The sequence below is a fragment of the Sphingosinicella sp. genome (assembly GCF_041916975.1).
In the GTDB taxonomy this organism is placed as follows: Bacteria; Pseudomonadota; Alphaproteobacteria; order Sphingomonadales; family Sphingomonadaceae; genus Sphingosinicella.
This window is the reverse complement of the sequence record NZ_JAYRYK010000001.1, coordinates 1,505,842-1,521,775: the sequence shown is the minus strand read 5'-3', so window position 1 is coordinate 1,521,775 and position 15,934 is coordinate 1,505,842. Positions and strand designations below refer to the sequence as shown.

The 15,934-nt window shown below is 61.9% G+C and carries 12 protein-coding genes; 9 read left to right on the top strand and 3 right to left on the bottom strand.

Translation table 11 applies throughout. From position 1 onward, the window contains the following. The 4 genes from ACE3TJ_RS07105 to ACE3TJ_RS07090 all read left to right on the top strand — a co-directional run bounded on the left by ACE3TJ_RS07105 (position 1) and on the right by ACE3TJ_RS07090 (position 4,272). Positions 1-816, top strand: a complete 816-nt coding sequence (locus tag ACE3TJ_RS07105) for a carbon-nitrogen hydrolase family protein (RefSeq protein ID WP_374595256.1) — start codon at positions 1-3, stop codon at positions 814-816. A gap of 3 nt (positions 817-819) precedes the next feature. After that, positions 820-2,043: a diaminopropionate ammonia-lyase gene (locus ACE3TJ_RS07100; RefSeq protein WP_374595254.1), complete on the top strand. Its 1,224-nt coding sequence runs from the start codon at positions 820-822 to the stop codon at positions 2,041-2,043. A gap of 236 nt (positions 2,044-2,279) precedes the next feature. Then, on the top strand, positions 2,280-3,032 hold the full coding sequence (locus ACE3TJ_RS07095; protein ID WP_374595252.1) for an HpcH/HpaI aldolase/citrate lyase family protein: 753 nt from the start codon (positions 2,280-2,282) through the stop codon (positions 3,030-3,032). A gap of 139 nt (positions 3,033-3,171) precedes the next feature. Continuing rightward, positions 3,172-4,272: a PepSY-associated TM helix domain-containing protein gene (locus tag ACE3TJ_RS07090; RefSeq protein WP_374595250.1), complete on the top strand. Its 1,101-nt coding sequence runs from the start codon at positions 3,172-3,174 to the stop codon at positions 4,270-4,272. 247 nt (positions 4,273-4,519) lie between these two features. On the opposite strand, the gene ACE3TJ_RS07085 is transcribed toward ACE3TJ_RS07090, so the two are convergent. Next, positions 4,520-5,197, bottom strand: a complete 678-nt coding sequence (locus ACE3TJ_RS07085; protein ID WP_374595249.1) for a hypothetical protein — start codon at positions 5,195-5,197, stop codon at positions 4,520-4,522. Positions 5,198-5,206: 9 nt separating this feature from the next. After that, positions 5,207-8,074: a Ti-type conjugative transfer relaxase TraA gene (gene traA / locus ACE3TJ_RS07080; protein ID WP_374595248.1), complete on the bottom strand. Its 2,868-nt coding sequence runs from the start codon at positions 8,072-8,074 to the stop codon at positions 5,207-5,209. A gap of 175 nt (positions 8,075-8,249) precedes the next feature. Here traA and ACE3TJ_RS07075 point away from each other — a divergent pair, with 175 nt between their 5' ends. The 4 genes from ACE3TJ_RS07075 to ACE3TJ_RS07060 all read left to right on the top strand — a co-directional run bounded on the left by ACE3TJ_RS07075 (position 8,250) and on the right by ACE3TJ_RS07060 (position 11,003). Continuing rightward, positions 8,250-8,570: a conjugal transfer protein TraD gene (locus ACE3TJ_RS07075; RefSeq protein ID WP_374595247.1), complete on the top strand. Its 321-nt coding sequence runs from the start codon at positions 8,250-8,252 to the stop codon at positions 8,568-8,570. Positions 8,571-8,586: 16 nt separating this feature from the next. Further along, the gene (locus ACE3TJ_RS07070; RefSeq protein ID WP_374595246.1) at positions 8,587-8,808 is read left to right on the top strand and encodes a conjugal transfer protein TraD; all 222 of its coding nucleotides are present in this window, start codon (positions 8,587-8,589) and stop codon (positions 8,806-8,808) included. 501 nt (positions 8,809-9,309) lie between these two features. Next, positions 9,310-10,092 carry a hypothetical protein gene (locus ACE3TJ_RS07065; RefSeq protein WP_374595244.1) on the top strand — a complete coding sequence of 261 codons (783 nt, stop codon included), beginning with the start codon at positions 9,310-9,312 and terminating at the stop codon, positions 10,090-10,092. Continuing rightward, complete coding sequence (locus ACE3TJ_RS07060) at positions 10,089-11,003, top strand: HNH endonuclease (protein WP_374595242.1); 915 nt, start codon at positions 10,089-10,091, stop codon at positions 11,001-11,003. The genes ACE3TJ_RS07065 and ACE3TJ_RS07060 overlap by 4 nt, the downstream gene beginning before the upstream one ends. Here ACE3TJ_RS07060 and ACE3TJ_RS07055 read toward each other — a convergent pair. Next, on the bottom strand, positions 10,981-14,781 hold the full coding sequence (locus ACE3TJ_RS07055) for an SIR2 family protein (RefSeq protein ID WP_374595240.1): 3,801 nt from the start codon (positions 14,779-14,781) through the stop codon (positions 10,981-10,983). The two genes, ACE3TJ_RS07060 and ACE3TJ_RS07055, sit on opposite strands and share 23 nt — an antisense overlap. Positions 14,782-15,229: 448 nt before the next feature. Here ACE3TJ_RS07055 and ACE3TJ_RS07050 point away from each other — a divergent pair. Further along, on the top strand, positions 15,230-15,934 hold a 705-nt coding region (locus ACE3TJ_RS07050), incomplete at its 3' end, for an alpha/beta hydrolase family protein (protein ID WP_374595238.1).

Genomic DNA, 15,934 nt, shown 5'->3' with positions numbered 1-15,934 from the left:
ATGAAAGTCACGCTCATTCAACTGACATCGCATGACAACAAGGCCGCAAATATCGTGCATGCGGAAAACTTGTTGCGCAGGTCCATCGAGGCCAGCCGTCCCGATCTTGTCGCGCTTCCGGAAGTCTTCACCTATCACGGAGGAACCGTTGACGGTGCGAAGAACTCAGCAGAAACTATTCCCGGAGGCCCCGCCTTCGAGATGCTGTGCCAAATTGCACGCGAATATGGCGTATATGTCCATGGGGGCAGCATCGGCGAGCGCGATGAAGATCGCTTTTACAACACGACGCCGGTCATCAATCCACGAGGCGAACTCGTGGTGCGGTACCGTAAAATCCACATGTTCGACGTGATGACGCCTGATGGGAAAAGCTATCAGGAGTCGGCGACATTCACGCCGGGGAGTGACATCGTGACATATGATGTTGGCGACGTGAGGATCGGATGTACCATCTGCTATGATCTACGGTTTGGCGAGCTATTCGTCGCGCTAGCGAAGAAGGGTGTACAGGTAATTATTCTTCCTGCGGCATTTACAATGATGACGGGTAAAGATCATTGGGAAGCGCTGCTGCGTGCACGTGCCATCGAAACCCAATGCTATGTCCTAGCTCCCGGGCAGGTGGGTAGTTATTTCGGGGGAGGTGTGGAACGGATGAATTATGGTAATTCGATGATTATTGATCCATGGGGTACTGTCATTGCCCGGGCCCAGGACGGCATCGGTTTCGTATCCGCAGAACTCGATCTTGCGTATCTTGAGAAGGTGCGATCGGATATTCCATCCAACAGAAACCGAGTACTTGGAGGTTGATAGATGGCTTGGTCCGATATCAGCGTTCTGAGGAACTCACGCTTTGGGACGGCTCCGACTAAAGCTGAGCTTCGTGAGTGGCTGTCCTCAATCATGTTTGGCATCGATGAGTCCAAGGAAGCGCTCGGCGTGATTTCACAATGGGAGGGATATCGCCCGACGCCGCTGCTTCAATTAACTAAGCTCGCTCGCGAGCTCGATGTCGGGATAATCCATTACAAAAACGAAGCAGAGCGCTTCAATCTCCGGAGTTTCAAAGCCCTTGGTGGTGCCTATGCGGTTTACAAACTGCTCAGCCAGAGAGTTGAGATAGAGACCGGCATAGCTTCGGTCTCTATCGAGCGTCTACTGGGCGGTGAGTTTTCTGAGATCGCGTCGAAGTTTGCAATTGCATCCGCTACAGCGGGAAATCACGGCCGTTCGGTTGCGTGGGGCGCGAGCATGTTCGGATGTCCCTGCAATATTTATGTTCACAAGGGCGTCAGCCAAGCGCGCGCTAACGCGATCGCTGCATTCCGAGCGAATATTATTAGCGTGGACGGGAACTATGATGATTCCGTCCGGATAGCAGCACGTGACTCCGAAGCGAATGGTTGGACTGTCGTGTCAGACACGACTTACCCTGGGTACAATGAAATTCCTCGTCTCGTGATGACGGGATACAGCGTTATGTTCGCCGAAATTCTAGAAGTTCTGGGAGAGGCCAGGCCTACTCATATTATCATTCCGGTGGGTGTGGGTGGACTCGCTGCTGCGGTTGTTACCTATTTCGCGCTTCACTGTGGTGATGAGTGTCCAAAGTTCATCATGGTTGAGCCGGAGAAGGCCGATTGCCTCTACCAAACTGCCCTACACGGGGTGCCGCGGCGCGCGAGGGGTGGACTTGGATCTGTGATGCTCGGTCTTGATTGCGGCGAGGTGTCCGAACTCGCGTGGTTGGTACTGGAACGATTGGCCTATGCCTTTGTCTTGATTACTGATGAGGCGGCAGTTGAAGCGATGCGTGATTTGGGCGCCACGAGAATCGATGGCGAACCGATTGAGGCTGGCGAATGCGCAGGTGCAGGTTTGGCCGTGTTGCGCAATGTTAAGGGAAATCCTGCATTGAGAGATGCCCTTGGCATCTCGTCTTCAAGCCGAATTTTACTGATCGGCACCGAAGGTGCGACGGACCCGGAGCGTCGTGAAAATTTGTTGCTGCGTGGGCTTGAAGCTCAGATGAACTGACGTTCGCGCAGACGCGAGATTTTCGTTCGATGGAAATTGGTATGTCAAAATACCAGAACAGCCGCTTCGCCAGATTGACCCGAAAGTATTATGTAGAATTTTCTTTGTGATTAGTGCCGGAATTTATAAGCTTCGTGCAAAGTTGATGAAAATATAATAATAAGAATTCTTATTGATATTGAGATCGTTAATGACGTCGGAATCTATTTGGTATCCAATCCAAAGAGGAGGGGCGTATGGTTGTTGAAAACTCATCAGGACGATTGCCCGGCGGGTTGGGGTTGTGGCTGTCATCGCCGAACCTTCTTTTGCTCGAGTTGTCAGTGCAGAAATCTGTCGATGTCATAGTGCTTGATCTCGAACACGGTTCATTCGACCTTGCAACACTCGATAGTTTCTTGTGCCTCGCGCGTTCGCTGGAACTCGTGGTGCTCGCGAAGACCCTCTCACCCGAGCGGGCTTCGATTCAGCAACCACTCGATTTTGGATCAGCCGCAGTGATTATCCCGCATGTGGGTAATGTCGACCATGCACGCTGTGTGACCGGGTTCGCAAAGTATCCGCCCTCCGGTACGCGAAGTTCGTCCGGCGGACGGAGCTTTCACTATCGAACACCCGCCGACGACTTTTTCGATCGGCAAAATCGCGAAACCTTCTGTCTTCCAATGATCGAGACCGCGGAGGCTCTAGAAGCTGTCGAGGCGATAGCAGCTTTGGAAACGGTCGATGGCCTGTTCGTGGGGCCGACCGATCTTTCGTTGCGACGAGGAAGAGGGCGGTATCGCCGGACTGACGAGGACCGTTCCGATCTAGAACGAATCGCCTGTGCGGCCGCCGCCGCTGGCAAGCCCTGGATCATGCCGGCTTGGACTCCCCTTGAGCGTGACTGGGCCCAAACCCTTGGTGCTCACCTTTTGATTGTGGCCGAAGAGCAAGCAATTTTGTCCCAGGGTCTCGATGCGGCGCTATCGAACGCCCGCAATGGATAACGCCTTTGACGCTTCGTAGAATACTCGTCAATTTATAGAAATATAACCCTTCGAATACTGGTAATTGTTGTAGTTAATCGTCAATATGTTGGAAGAAAATCGTTCAGAAATTTGAGTCGTATGGCTGGAAACTCATGGAATGAACAAAAAGGGACTTCTAAAAATCCATCGATGGATAGGTATAATTCTTGCCATCTTGTTGACAGTGCAGGGTCTGACAGGTGTCGTTCTGGTATTTCGTGAGGAAATAGAGAGGGCAATCCACCCTGCGCTTGTGTTGGTGGCGCTTCCGGATCGTGCCCCGCTACAAAAAATGCTCGACAAGGTGCAGGCGGCACATGCAGAATTTTCGGTCGATCGCATCGAATTTTCTGCACGCAAGACTGATGCGGTCATCTTCAGGCTCGTTGCCAATGATGGCTCTCGTCGCCTAGTTGCGGTCGATCCGTTTCGTAACAGCCTCGTTCGAGACGGTCCAATGCTCTCTTGGCCCGTTGAACTGGTCTTTTACATCCATCATAGTCTGCTGGCGGGGTCGGTAGGGCATTACGTCATCGGTTTAGAGGGACTGGCTTTGCTGTTCCTTGGTGTGACCGGCCCGGTGATCTGGTGGCCGGGAGGCAGGCGCGTTCGTAGTGGGCTGACCGTCACTTACAATCGGGGTGCTGATATTGCGTGGAGGACGTCGCATCGTACGTGCGGCGCAATCTCTGCGACCTTACTCGGGATCTCAGCGCTGACGGGCTGTGCGATGGTATGGAAAGGGGAGCTTCGCGATTTTATTGGAACATGGGCTCCGATGGTCGACAAGCCGTCTCCGGTGGTCAAAGCATTGCCGAACTCGCCGATGGTCCGGATCGACCGGTTGATCGCTGTTGCTCGCCAGGATTACGGCGACAATACCCTCCGGCAAGTGCGGTTTGTGAACCAAGGCCGTGTGGCTGTAATTTTCTTAGCAAGGAAAGGTGCGTGGTACCCCGAAGCGGTCAATCAAATCTATTATGACCGCTATACCGGTCGCGAGGTGGCCCGCTACGTTGAAGGTGAATTGCCCGTCGCCACTGAGGCGATGGACCTACTCTTTCCGATCCATGCGGGAACAGCGGGTGGTGTTGTTACACGACTTCTCGTCGTCATTTCGGGCACAGCCCTTGTTGGGCTATCGGTAAGCGGGCTGTGGCTTTGGAATTCCCGCAGGACCCGAGGGGCGCGGACGAACGCAAAGCCGCGCCGAAGATGAAGTACCCTGCAGTCATGAAACTGCGGTTTCGTGGGCGCGCGCCATGCTGATAACGGGATTTTTGGTCATCAGCGGGCAAGAAGATCGACTGAATGTTTTCTTATCTTATTTGAAGGATTTTCGGGTCAACATTGATGGCGGCCAGAAGCGCAGGACGGCCTGGCTTGGGCGCGCGGATTTTGGCGGTCGAGGTTCCTCGGAGCACACTTGGCGTTGGCAGCCGCATCATCGGACGGAATCTCGCACTTTACGCCAACGCGGCCGATACGAGTTCGACCGGTGTGACATTGGAAGGTACCTTTTCAGGCGATCCGCTGATCGATGGAGAATACCTCCCCTTGCCGGGCTCCCCAATCAAGGAAAAGTGTATAGGGCCCCGGACCTGCACCCAATAAAAAGCTGAAGTCGGCGCGCAAGTGAAAACCTCTGCAGGCTGGTACAAGACCTCGGTTGAAACTGGTGTTTCGGATTGTCCCGATCCTGGCTGCCATCCGATTATTATCCACGCAATAGAAGCCATAATGACGCCGAACAGGGCTCCAACGACCGCCGCCAAAATCCGCGCCCGCCGCTGTTCCTGTGCAGTTTTCACCTTCTCCACGACTGCCTCGATCTGACGCGCCGCGTTCGTCATTGCCTGCTGAGCATGACCGAGCAGCCGGGCGTCCTCGGCCCGCACCTGCTCGCTTGCGCGCATGATCTGCTGTCCCATGGACTCGGGGGTCAGCTGTAGGGCCGGCGCCTCGGCCATGGCGCCGAGCGCCGTGTTCTGCTCTCTGATCCTCTGGCTGATGCCGGCGAGCACGCCGCTGTAGTCGGGCTGCGCCTTCTGCTCGGCGGCGAGCCCTTCGAGCGCGCGGCGGAGCAGCGCCACCTCGCGCCTGAGTGCCTCGAACGCGTCTGCCGGTGATGAGTCGGTTGTCATGCTCGGAGCCTAACGGCTGAGTCCTCGCCCGCGCGAGAGGCCGAACCAGTCTGAGAGCTCCCGGGACAGTCCGCGCTCCGGTTCCATGCCGATGCCGAGCCCGAGCTCGCGGGCGCGTGGCCGAAGCAGCGATTCCATCTGCGCGTCGCGCTCGAGACTCTTGGCAAGGCCGGCCATGCCCGCGTTGATCTTCGGGAGCTTGTATTCCTCACCCCAGAACCTGGCATGCTCCTGTTGTTTGCGGAGCCGGGTCCATTCGGCGACGAACCGGTCGGCTCGATAGGCGGGGTCGCTGCGGACACGCTCAGCCTCGTCGAGGATGGCACGCGCCTGCCGCACGTCGCCGCGCGCCATCGTGTCGAGGAGCTTCAGGTCCGCGCGCCATGCATTGCGAAGGTCGCGCGCCGCGCCGGGCCGGATCGCATCGAGCGCGGCCTCGTCGCGTTCGTGCATGGCGCGCAGGCCATCGCTCATCGGCACGCGTGCGAGGCCCATCTCGCGGACCTTCTGCACGGTGCGGGCGTACTGCTCGATCGCCGGCTCGAGCTGCGGCTTCGGCGTCTGGATGGGGGTGCTTTTGAGTTGCAGCCCTTCGAACATGTCGCGGACCTTGACCGCGATCTCCTTGACCCTCTCCCGGAGCGTGATGCCCCGGCGCGCGGCGAACGCATCGGCTTTGTCCGCGACCGGTCCATAGTCACCGACCATGTCCTTGCCGCGGTCGCGTGCCAGCGTGCGGATCAGCTGCGGCTCGTTCTTGAACGTCTCCTTGCCGTAGTAGAGATCGGCGCGCTCCCTGTGGCGCGACAGCGCCACATAGGCGCCGTGCCGGTCCATGCCCTGCGTTGCGAGGACATAGGAGCGGTCCACGGTGACCCCCTGCGCCTTGTGGATCGTGGCGGCATAGCCATGGTCGATGTCGGTGTAGAGCTTCGTGTCGAAGCTTATGGCTCTACCATCGTCGAGCATCACCCCCATGCGTGCCGGGCTCACGCTCTCGACCCTGCCGAGTGATCCGTTCTTCACCCCCAGGCTCTTCTCGTTCCGCAGGAACATCACCCGGTCGCCGCGCGCGAACGGCTTGGGGCCCTTCGTGGTCTCGACACGGACGTCATCACCCAGCTGTTTGCCAAGCCGCAGGCGCTGGCGCGCGAGCGCGTTGAGCCCGGCAACATCGGCGCGCGTGTGCGCAAGGATCAGCCGGCTCTTCTGCGGCTGCGCCTTCCGGTCCCTGTCCCAGCGATCGATGAGCGCGCGTCTGGCGTCGGCTTCGGTCGGCGCCGCGTGGATGCGGTCATGTTCCTTGAGCGCATGGATGGCTTCTGCGGTTCTGCCCGTGGCGAGCTGGCGCACGCTATCCCTCTGCCAGGCGTCGTGCTGGCGGCGGATCTCGGCGACCTCGACTCCGCCGTGACGCTCGTGGATGCTGCGGAACGCCGCGCCCGCCTCGATCGCCTGCAGCTGCTCGGGGTCACCCACCAGCACCACCTTCGCGCCCACCTCGCTGGCATGGGACAGCACACGCTCCATCTGCCGCGTCCCGATCATCCCGGCTTCGTCGATGACGAGCACGTCGCGCGACGTCAGACGATCGGTGCCGCCCGCCCAGGCGTGCTCCTGAGCTGCGATCGTTCGCGACGCGATGCGCGATCCCGCTTCGAGGTTCTCGGCGGCGATGCCGGAGAGCGCGAGCCCGCGCACACGGTAGCCGGCATCTTCCCACGCTTCTCGCGCCACGCCGAGCAGCGCGGACTTGCCCGTTCCGGCATAGCCGACAATGACACCGAGGCCTTTGGGTTCGGTCACGTGGTCGAGCGCAGCGCGCTGCTCGGAGGAGAGCACGAGCCCACGCCGCTCGGCCCGCGTGATGGCGTGGTCGCGGAAGAGATCGCGGACACTGTGCTTGTCCTGCCCCTGCAGGCGCTCTGTGGCCTGTTCGAGCCGTTGTTCGGTCTCCAGCATCGCGCGGCTAGTAAAGCGCTCCTGCTCGCGTCCGTCCTTGCCGAGTGCGACAAGCTCGGGCGAGGCTTCGACGGCGGCGAGCACACGGTCGAACTGGTCCTTGCCGTCGCTGTGCCGGTGCACAAACATCGCAAGCTCGCGCCGCGTGAACGTCGACTGCTGGTGCGTCAGCGCATCGAGCGCCACCTCCGGGTTCGCGAGGATGCGCGCGCCGTTGGCGCGCGCGATGGCGCGGTGTTCGTCTAGGCGTTCTCCGGTAAGCCCCACGTCCGCCATGCGCGATGCCGCCGGGCCGATCTTGTTCTGGGGTTCGAGGTTGATGCCCTGCGCCTCGAGGCTGCGGTGGTCGACGGTGATGTCGATGTCGCGCTCGGCGAGTGCGCGGTTGAGGTGCTGCGCCCAGGCTTCACGCCAGTGTTCGAGGAGCTGCGTGCTGTTCCAGTCGCGCACCTTCCCGCCGAAGCCGTCCGCGTCCACCTCGCGCATCGTCAGCATGACGTGGGCATGAGGCTTCGCCATGCCGTCGGCGCCGATGTCCCAGTGGACATTGAGATCCGCGCACATGCCGCGTTCGATGAACTCGCGTTGCACGAAGTCGCGTGCCACTTCAATCGCGTCCGCCTGTTCCAGCTCCCTTGGCAGTGCGAACTCGACCTCACGCGCGAGCTGCGCATCCTTGCGCACCTCGGCGGCCTCGACGCTGTTCCAGAGCGCTTCGCGGTCGCAGAGATGCTCGGGCGCGTTCTCGGGGAGCATCACTTCTGAGTGGATGACGCCCGCCTTGTTCGTGAAGTCGTGATGGCGATCGAGACGCTGGTCATGCAGCCGCGAGGCCGAGCGGTACGCGGCCGACGCAAGCGCGCTCGCGCCGGTCGACCGGCTGATGACCTTCGCGCTAAAGTGATAGATCGCCATGAGGGCTATCCATCTACACTTCAAAAGTCACGTCGGCACGACGTATAAGCGCGCCCTCACAAGATCGAATCTCGCGAGGGACCGGGTGATCTCACCAAGGCTCGGCCTCTTTACGGCAAGCGAGAACGACTCGTAGCCTCGGGCACATCACCACAGAATCGAAGGATCATATCCCATGCGCAGGCCCCGTGATTATGATGCCGAGATGAAGCTGCTCGCCGACAAGGCGAAGGCGCTTCAGGAGCGGAAGCTTCGCGAGCTCGGACAGCTGGTCACCGCGACCGGGGCCGATGGCCTCGGGGCCGATGTGCTTGCGGGCGTGCTGGTCAACGCCGTCGCGGTCACCGACATGGTGCAGAGGGAGGAATGGCGCACCGCGGGCGCGGCGTTCTTTCTGCGCGGGAAGCACGCTGACGGCGCTGCTGAGAACACTGCGCGCCGAGCAGCGGATGCAGGCTCTGCGGCATCGGTTGCAGGCGCGGCGCGCACGGGCTGATACGCGGGGGTGGGTGGTGAAACGCCGCGAGCGGACGCGCCGGCTCATCGAACTTGGCGGGCTCATCGTCAAGGTCAGGCTCGATGTGCTGGTCGAGGATGATCGGGCCGCGATCTACGGGGCGCTGCTCGGGCTCGTACAGCAGGCGGGCGGAGAGCGGCGCGATGAGGTCATTGCGCTCTGGCGGCGCAAAGGGAAACGGGCGTTTGAGGCGGAGGCTGTGGAACGGGACTCGTAATGGCGGCTTCGTTCGACGATCCGGAATGGCTCCTTTCAGGATCGCTCACCGGATAGCGGACGCGCTAGGACGTGAACTGGCTCGTCAGCTTCGCGCCCTAGTTTCGGTCGTTGAAGTCCCTTTGCCGAGTGCCTGAAAGCGGACAGGCCCGCTCAAGAGCAACGCCTGTCTCAGATTGCCGAGCTCCAGCTCTCGCGGGGCATGAAAACTTCGGAGAAATCATGGGCGTATCTAGCAGAAGGCCGCAGGTCGGCATCGGCAGGCGAGCAAAGATCTGCCGCGCAGCCGATGGAAAGCGCACGCATGGAAGGGCCGGAAGCTACCCCAGCAATAGCCGCGTTCCGTGCGAGGCGTTGTTGGGTCGACCGCAGCAGAAGTGTCCGATCAGACATCCGGAGGCGACAGGGAACTGGCCTCCCTCAGCTTGTTCGCATGGCGACCGACTAAGGTGATAGAGGTCATGTTCTCGTTCCTACAATCACGGCCGCGTTAGAACACGACATGCACAGCACAGATCTGAAGGCGCTAGCCGACTGGCTCCGACCGCAGCGCCGCCATAGGAAGCTGGTCGGCCTCGTCGATCGTAGCGCCGCGCTCGGCACGATCTGCGAGGACTTGCGCGAGTGCGGCCGCTGCCTGGATGTGATCGAGCGCATCCAAGAGAAGCACGATCTCGCCATTGAGAGTCCCAATCCGCGCGAGGATGAGGCGACGATCACCGGCGCGCTCTTTTCCCAGGCCATTGTGCTTTATGCCCGGGCAACGGCCCAGGGCGGCAACAACCGTATGGCGCTATTGAACGACACCGATGTGCCGGCTCCGCTGCGCGATGCGCACAAGCGCATACAGAAGCTGAGAAGCGAGGCAATCGCGCACTATGGCACAGGGGAAGTCCTTCTGGGCACGCCGCTGGTCCGCGAGGCGGTCGTTTTCAGTTTCCAGCGCACCGAAACCGGCGTTCGCGAGCAGACCAACATCCTCACAACGCGCGCGCAGCATAAGGTCGAAATCGCCCATGACCTGCGAGCGCTGGTAACCGCCCAACTCGATCGGATCGAACGTATCAAGGATGACGAATTGGGCGCGCTGCGCGCGGAGCTGGAGGCCGCGGTGAAGGCAGATTCCGACCTTGGTCGTGCGCTTCCGCGATTTCCCTTTGACCCCTATTCATTCTGCGGAAGCGACGAGGCGGCGTTCACTCTAGCGATGGGCCTGCAAAAGGGCCAGATCGACCCGCTCGCCTATGTCGTCGCCGTGCCCAAACCCGGATCTGATCCCACATGACCGACCTGGTACATTATTCGCCCAAGCACCGCGTCGTGAAGCGCAACGTGCTTTGCGCCTATTGCGGCATAACGCTCGAGCCCTTCAAGGGCGGTGAAGAGGAGCATGTCATTGGTCGCCGGTTCGTGCCCAAGGGCACCCTGGCCGGCCAGTGGAACCTGATCGTTCGGTCATGCCCGGCGTGTAACGACGCAAAGGCCGATCTCGAGGACGATCTTTCGGCGATCACGATGCAGCCCGATGGCCTCGGCCGGTTCGCCGCGGACGATGACAGGCTCAGGGCGGAGGCGGTGCGCAAGGCGCGCACCCGGAACCGGCGGACACAGCAACGTGTCTCGGAGCCGACGCCGCCGCTCATCGTGAAGGGCAATTTCGGGCCGGCCAACATCACCTTCTCCTACACGGCGCCCGCCCAGGCAGATGATCGCCGGATGTTCGAACTGGCCCGGCTTCAGCTGGTCGGGTTCTTCTCCATGCTGACCTATGACGAGGCGGCGAAGCGCGGATATTTCTGGACGGGGCAATATGCCCCGGTTGTGGTGGCGCGTCAGGAGGATTGGGGTAACCCGCGGCTGCTGTGGATCGACGCGGTATCGAGGGACTGGGAATATCGGTTGCATGCCATTGCAGCTGACGGCTTCTACAGGGTCTGGATCCGTCGGCACCTCGGCGAGCCGGCGGTCTGGGCCTGGGCGATCGAATGGAACCGCAATTTCAGGCTGGCAGGTTTCTTCGGCGATCCCGAGGCAATTGCCGCGTTGCTCGGCGACCTTCCGAAGCTCGACATTCATACTATACACGAAGGTCCTGATCGATGGCTGCGGATGCGAACGGAGCAGCCGCTCGCCGATGACGACGATGTCTTGTTCGATGCGCCTTTGTCGGCGGTCAGCGCTGGCGCCGCCGCCTGAGTTCCGCCAAGCGCGGGTCCGAGCCGACATCGGGATCCTCGGAGAGGAGCGCGAGCGTATCCTCGATCTTATAGGGCCATTGCTGCGGATCCTCGCCCAGGACAACCCATAGCAAATCGAGCAGGGCCTTGGGATGCTGATGCGCGGGATGCGGGTCCGAGCTACTGGTCACCAGCATGATGTGCATGGAGGTCGACCGCGCCGGCACCAGGCGCGGCAATATAGTCGCGACCACCGCGGGCATCTGGTCGCCGCTGCCGAGTGCCAGGTCGACCAAGCGGGCCGAGACGGTCGGGTTTCGCAGCGCGCGCTGCTTCGGCCAGACATTGCGCAGAAACGGTATGAGACGCTCAGGCCAGCGGGTCTGCGCGTTGTTCGACCAATGTCCCAGATGCCACAGAAGCTGCCCGCGCAGCTCGTCGTCCGCGTGGATAAGAACCTCGCGCAACTCCGCGTCAGTCAGCAGCCGCTCCGGTTCCGGCGCGTCCGCTTCGCCACCCCAACCGCTCAGCAGCATGCCCGCGATCACTTCATTGCTCTTGCGCCGCGACGCGGATCTACGCGCGCGGGCGACCAATCCGGACTTGATCCGTTGGAACAGGGCGCGCGAGGGCATGCGCGCTGCCCAGAAAATGCCATCCCACAGGGCGTCGCCGTCCGCGTCGTCCGCATCGATCACGGGGAGCAAGGCCCGCTCGGTCCAGACCGGATCGACGTTGAACAGCCAGTTATACCGGTTGCCCATCATCACCAGAGCGTGCCGCCGCCGATCGCCCGGCAGCGCCAAAAGCTGATCGGCGCGGCGGGTCCATATTTCCGGAAAGCCGCCACCGACGGTCCGATCGGCTTTCATAGGATCGTCCATCAGCAATCGCACGAGGCGGCCGACCGGCGCGTTCAGGGCATCATCGGCCCAGCTTTGATCGGCGCGGTGCGCCGTTTCCTCGTCACCCAGCGCCAGCGCGGCAACCAGCCGATCCCAGAGGGCGGGCAGCGCGGCAGCTGCGTCGCCATAAAGACGATGCCCGATCCGCTGCATCCAGTCCGACACCGGATAGGCGATGCCATGCAGCAGCGGGAGTGGGAGCCGCTGAAGACGGCCGCTGATGAGGCAGATCATCCTGACCGAGTCCTTCAGACGCTGGTCGGCGTAGAGAAAGGCCGACCAGGCCGAGAGCGGCGCCTCGCCCGAGCGCGCGACATGGGTCAGGGCGGCCAGGGCGCGCAGTGGACGCTGCTCGGCGAGACCGCGAAAGGGCTCGCGCTGGACATGGTCGAAGAAGTCGACACGTCCCCCGGCGGCCCGCGCCGCCTCCAGGATTTGGGGTACTGGCGTGTCGAGGATGGCGTCCGGTGCCGTGTCGGTCTCTATGCTATAGACTTCGGGCGCGTTGGAATCCGCGGTGTGATCTCCTGCCTGGGTTGTCCATTCGGGATCCAACACCCGCAGGGCAGCGAGCTCAGCGTCAACATCAAAGCCAAACGTCACGCCTTGCGACGCCAACCAGTGCAAGCGGCTCAGGCGGTAATGCGCCTCAGCCCGGCTCGGCCCGCCGCGAACCTCTTCATTCCAGGGATAGGTCGTGGTCAGCAGACGTTGCTCGATCGCGGCCCGCGACGCAGCCGACAGGTCCGGCCAAAGATCCCGGATCGCATAGAGCAGATCGCGCTGGTGATGGGTCGACCAAAACAGCTCGTCCGAGAGCCCGAGCAAGACGGCCGCCCCTTCGTCCGGATCGATCAGGCGGTTGGCGGCCGCCCAGATTCGCATGCGCGCGAAGACATATGGATCGCTGACCGGCCAGCGCATCACCTCGGCCCGCGCGGCGGCCGGATCGATCGCCTGCAATCGCGCCATCAGATTCTGCAGGACCACGATCGGAGAGCGGATGCCGTACTCATTCTCGGTGAGCGGCGGGCCGCCGTCGTCGGTGCGCGTATGCTCGAAGTGGATATAGTCGTCGCCCGTCAGTTCGCGTTCGAGCGCGACTGCCAGTTCAAGGTGCCCGCGGATCAGGCTGGCGGCATAAACGAGCTGGTCATCCGGGATCCGCAGGCTGTCGTGCGGGCGCGGATATTCCACATCGAAGTGAACGAGTTTTTCGGGAGGCTCGTCCCCCCAGAACAACGGATGGCGCACCCCATAGGCTTTCGACGCGCTCAGTTGGGGCTTGTAGATGTCGGCCCAGGCGCGAACGAGCGACGGCGACCAATGCTCCTGTTGGGCGCGCGCCTCGATGTCGTAGCGCGCCATGTCGGGATCGGGCCTCACGTCCGCGCGGGCCGCGAACAGCCAGCGCCACTGCCTTCGGATGGCCTCGGGAAAACGCGCGGGATCCTGTCGGAGCCAGGATTCGATGCTGCGCTCGACATCCGGATGGAGCGCCGCCTGATGTCCCGCCCACCATAAGGCAATGGGATGATGGGCAATGCGCTGGAGCCAGATGCCAAGGCTGCTCAGTCGGGGTGGCAGTGGTGTGATCTGGCGCGCGTTACCGCCGCGCAGCACCGCCATGCTCCCCTCGCCAACGTCCTCGGAGTCGCTGCGGTTCAGGGCAAACACGTCCAGCGCGTCAGACGGAATTTTGCGATTGCGCAGAAAATCGTCGCCCGCATCGGCATCGGGGATCGGGTCCGACCCAAGACCGAGTGCGGTAAAGGGGTCGAAAAGCTCCGTCTCCTCGACATAGGGATCGATCTTGTCGGGATTGGCGAAGCGATGGACCGGGTCGAAAGCGAGAAGCCAGCGCGCATCGAGCGGCACGTCCGCAGTCGCGAAGCGCCTCGCGCCCTCGCGGGTCGCCATGACCTCGGAAATTTGCGCACGAACATGGGGATCGAGCGCGGCCGGCCCGGCAGCAGCTTTGGCAAGCAAGCCATCGTACCAACCGTCGATGTCGGCGGCGCGCTCCGCCCAAGCCGCGAGCGTATCCCAGAGCAGGCCGAAGCCCTTGCTGCTGTCGAAGGCGATCGCCTGGACGCCTTTATGCTCCCACAGCGCCGTGGCTGCCTCGCTTTCGCCGTCCTGAAAGGCATAGAGACGATTGCGGGTTCCCGCCTGCAGATTGAGCGCCTCGAGCAGATATTGAACTGGCGGATCCTCGGCGGTGTAGCCGACGAACACGATCTGGAAGCGGGAGAGCAATGACTGGATGAAGCGTGTCGCCCAGCCGTCAGACAGATAGGCGCGCCCGAAATCGGCGCTCGACACGACGAATTCGTCATCCGCCGGTTGCTGATAGGTGGCGTCGACCCTTCCGTGGAGATGCGCGATTCCTCGGAACTCTCGATCGTTCCGGGGGTCGGGCAGGCGCGGCGGCCCGGAGCTTGGCAGATTGGGATCACAGGCTTCGAAGAGCAGATCGAAGTTGGTGGTCACGAGCCGAGTCACCCCGGCCCGGGACGTGGCGAGCGTCAAAAGCGTGCGATGCGCACCCAGGCCGGCGCCCGCCGCGGGCGTGATCGCCTCGGCGACCGCCGCCCGAACGTCGGCAACTTCGAACTCGCGCTCCAGCAGGCCGAAGACGCGATCGGTCGCGAGCAGACCGCCGACGCCAGCCATCCGGCCCATTTCCAGAGCCTTGACCAGCAGGCTCCGCGCGGGGCTGTCCTGCGCGGAGCCAAGAATCTCGATGACGTTGCGTCCCAGCTTCTCGAAATTGGGCAGCCCCGCCTCGTGCTGCGACACACCCGCGCCGCAAAAGAAAATGACGTCACCGGCATCGCGCGCGACCAGCAATTCATCGGGAATAGAAGGGCCATCGGGGACGAACTGCATGTCGGCTATTATGAGCCCTCACAAGCATAGGTCCACTTTAACCTTACGCCCCATAATACCTTTCGTGCAGCATGCCGATCATCCGTAGATCCAGCACTTGAGCCTGCCAACTGCATCGGCGCTGGATTGGCGAGCTGGCGAATGCCTTGCCCATTCTGCTCATGACGCTGCGCCAGCGTGTCGAGCCGGAAGCTGACTGACCGCGTTCGGCCCAGGAGGCGCCATAATCAGCCGTGTGAACGAACGGCCGGTTTCGGCGCCCGAGTTGGGACCCGTGAACGTCGCCTTTGTTCGCGAAAAAGTCAGCTGGCCTAGCGCGACACCGAACGGCAACTTCGCACGAAAATGCGGTCGTTCAAACGGCTGGCGCAGCTTTCCGAAATCAGCCCCCGCTTCTCACGCTGGCGTCCCGTTTCTGCTTGTGCCACCACTGCAATCGGGGGTGCATATGGGCCACGTCTTCATTTCCTGTTCCCATCGGGACCAAGCGGTCGCCTGCCGCCCGGTTGGGGCACGGGAGGGTGCCGGCATAAGGCGGTGCCTGATTCTGCTTCTCAGCCTGCTCGTCATCGCCGCAAGTCCCGCGCTGGCACAAACCGATGCACCGGACGGGACGCTATTATCGTCCGAACCCTGTCCGCCCAATCCGAACCGCTCCTACGAAGACTTCGTCCGAATGATCCGCGCGGATCTCGACAGCGAGATCGAGGCGGCGCGTGAGGAAAACCTGGTCATGCCGCCGATCAGCGACGCGCAGCTGGCGGCAGCGCTCTCGGATCGGGCGGGGGTCGAGGAGGGGCTGGCTTATCGCGGCTTCGAATGCTGGGTCATCCGCTACGCAAGCGGCGGCTTGCGGATCGCCGGCCTCTTGTGGAAGCCCATTGACACCGAAGGCAAGCGCCTGCCGCTGCTGATCGCGTTGCGCGGCGGCAACAACAAGTTCGGCCCGATGCAGCCCTGGATGTACCAGGGCTGGCACGCCATTCTGAAGGCCGGCTATGTGGTGCTTGCCACGCAGTATCGCGGTGGGCCGGGCAGCGACGGCTCGGATGGTTTTGGCAGTCGGGGCGACCTTGACGATGTCCGGAACCTGGTGCCGCTGGCGCAAGCGCTGGGCTATGTCGACACGTCTCAGACCTTCGTGTTCGGCGGC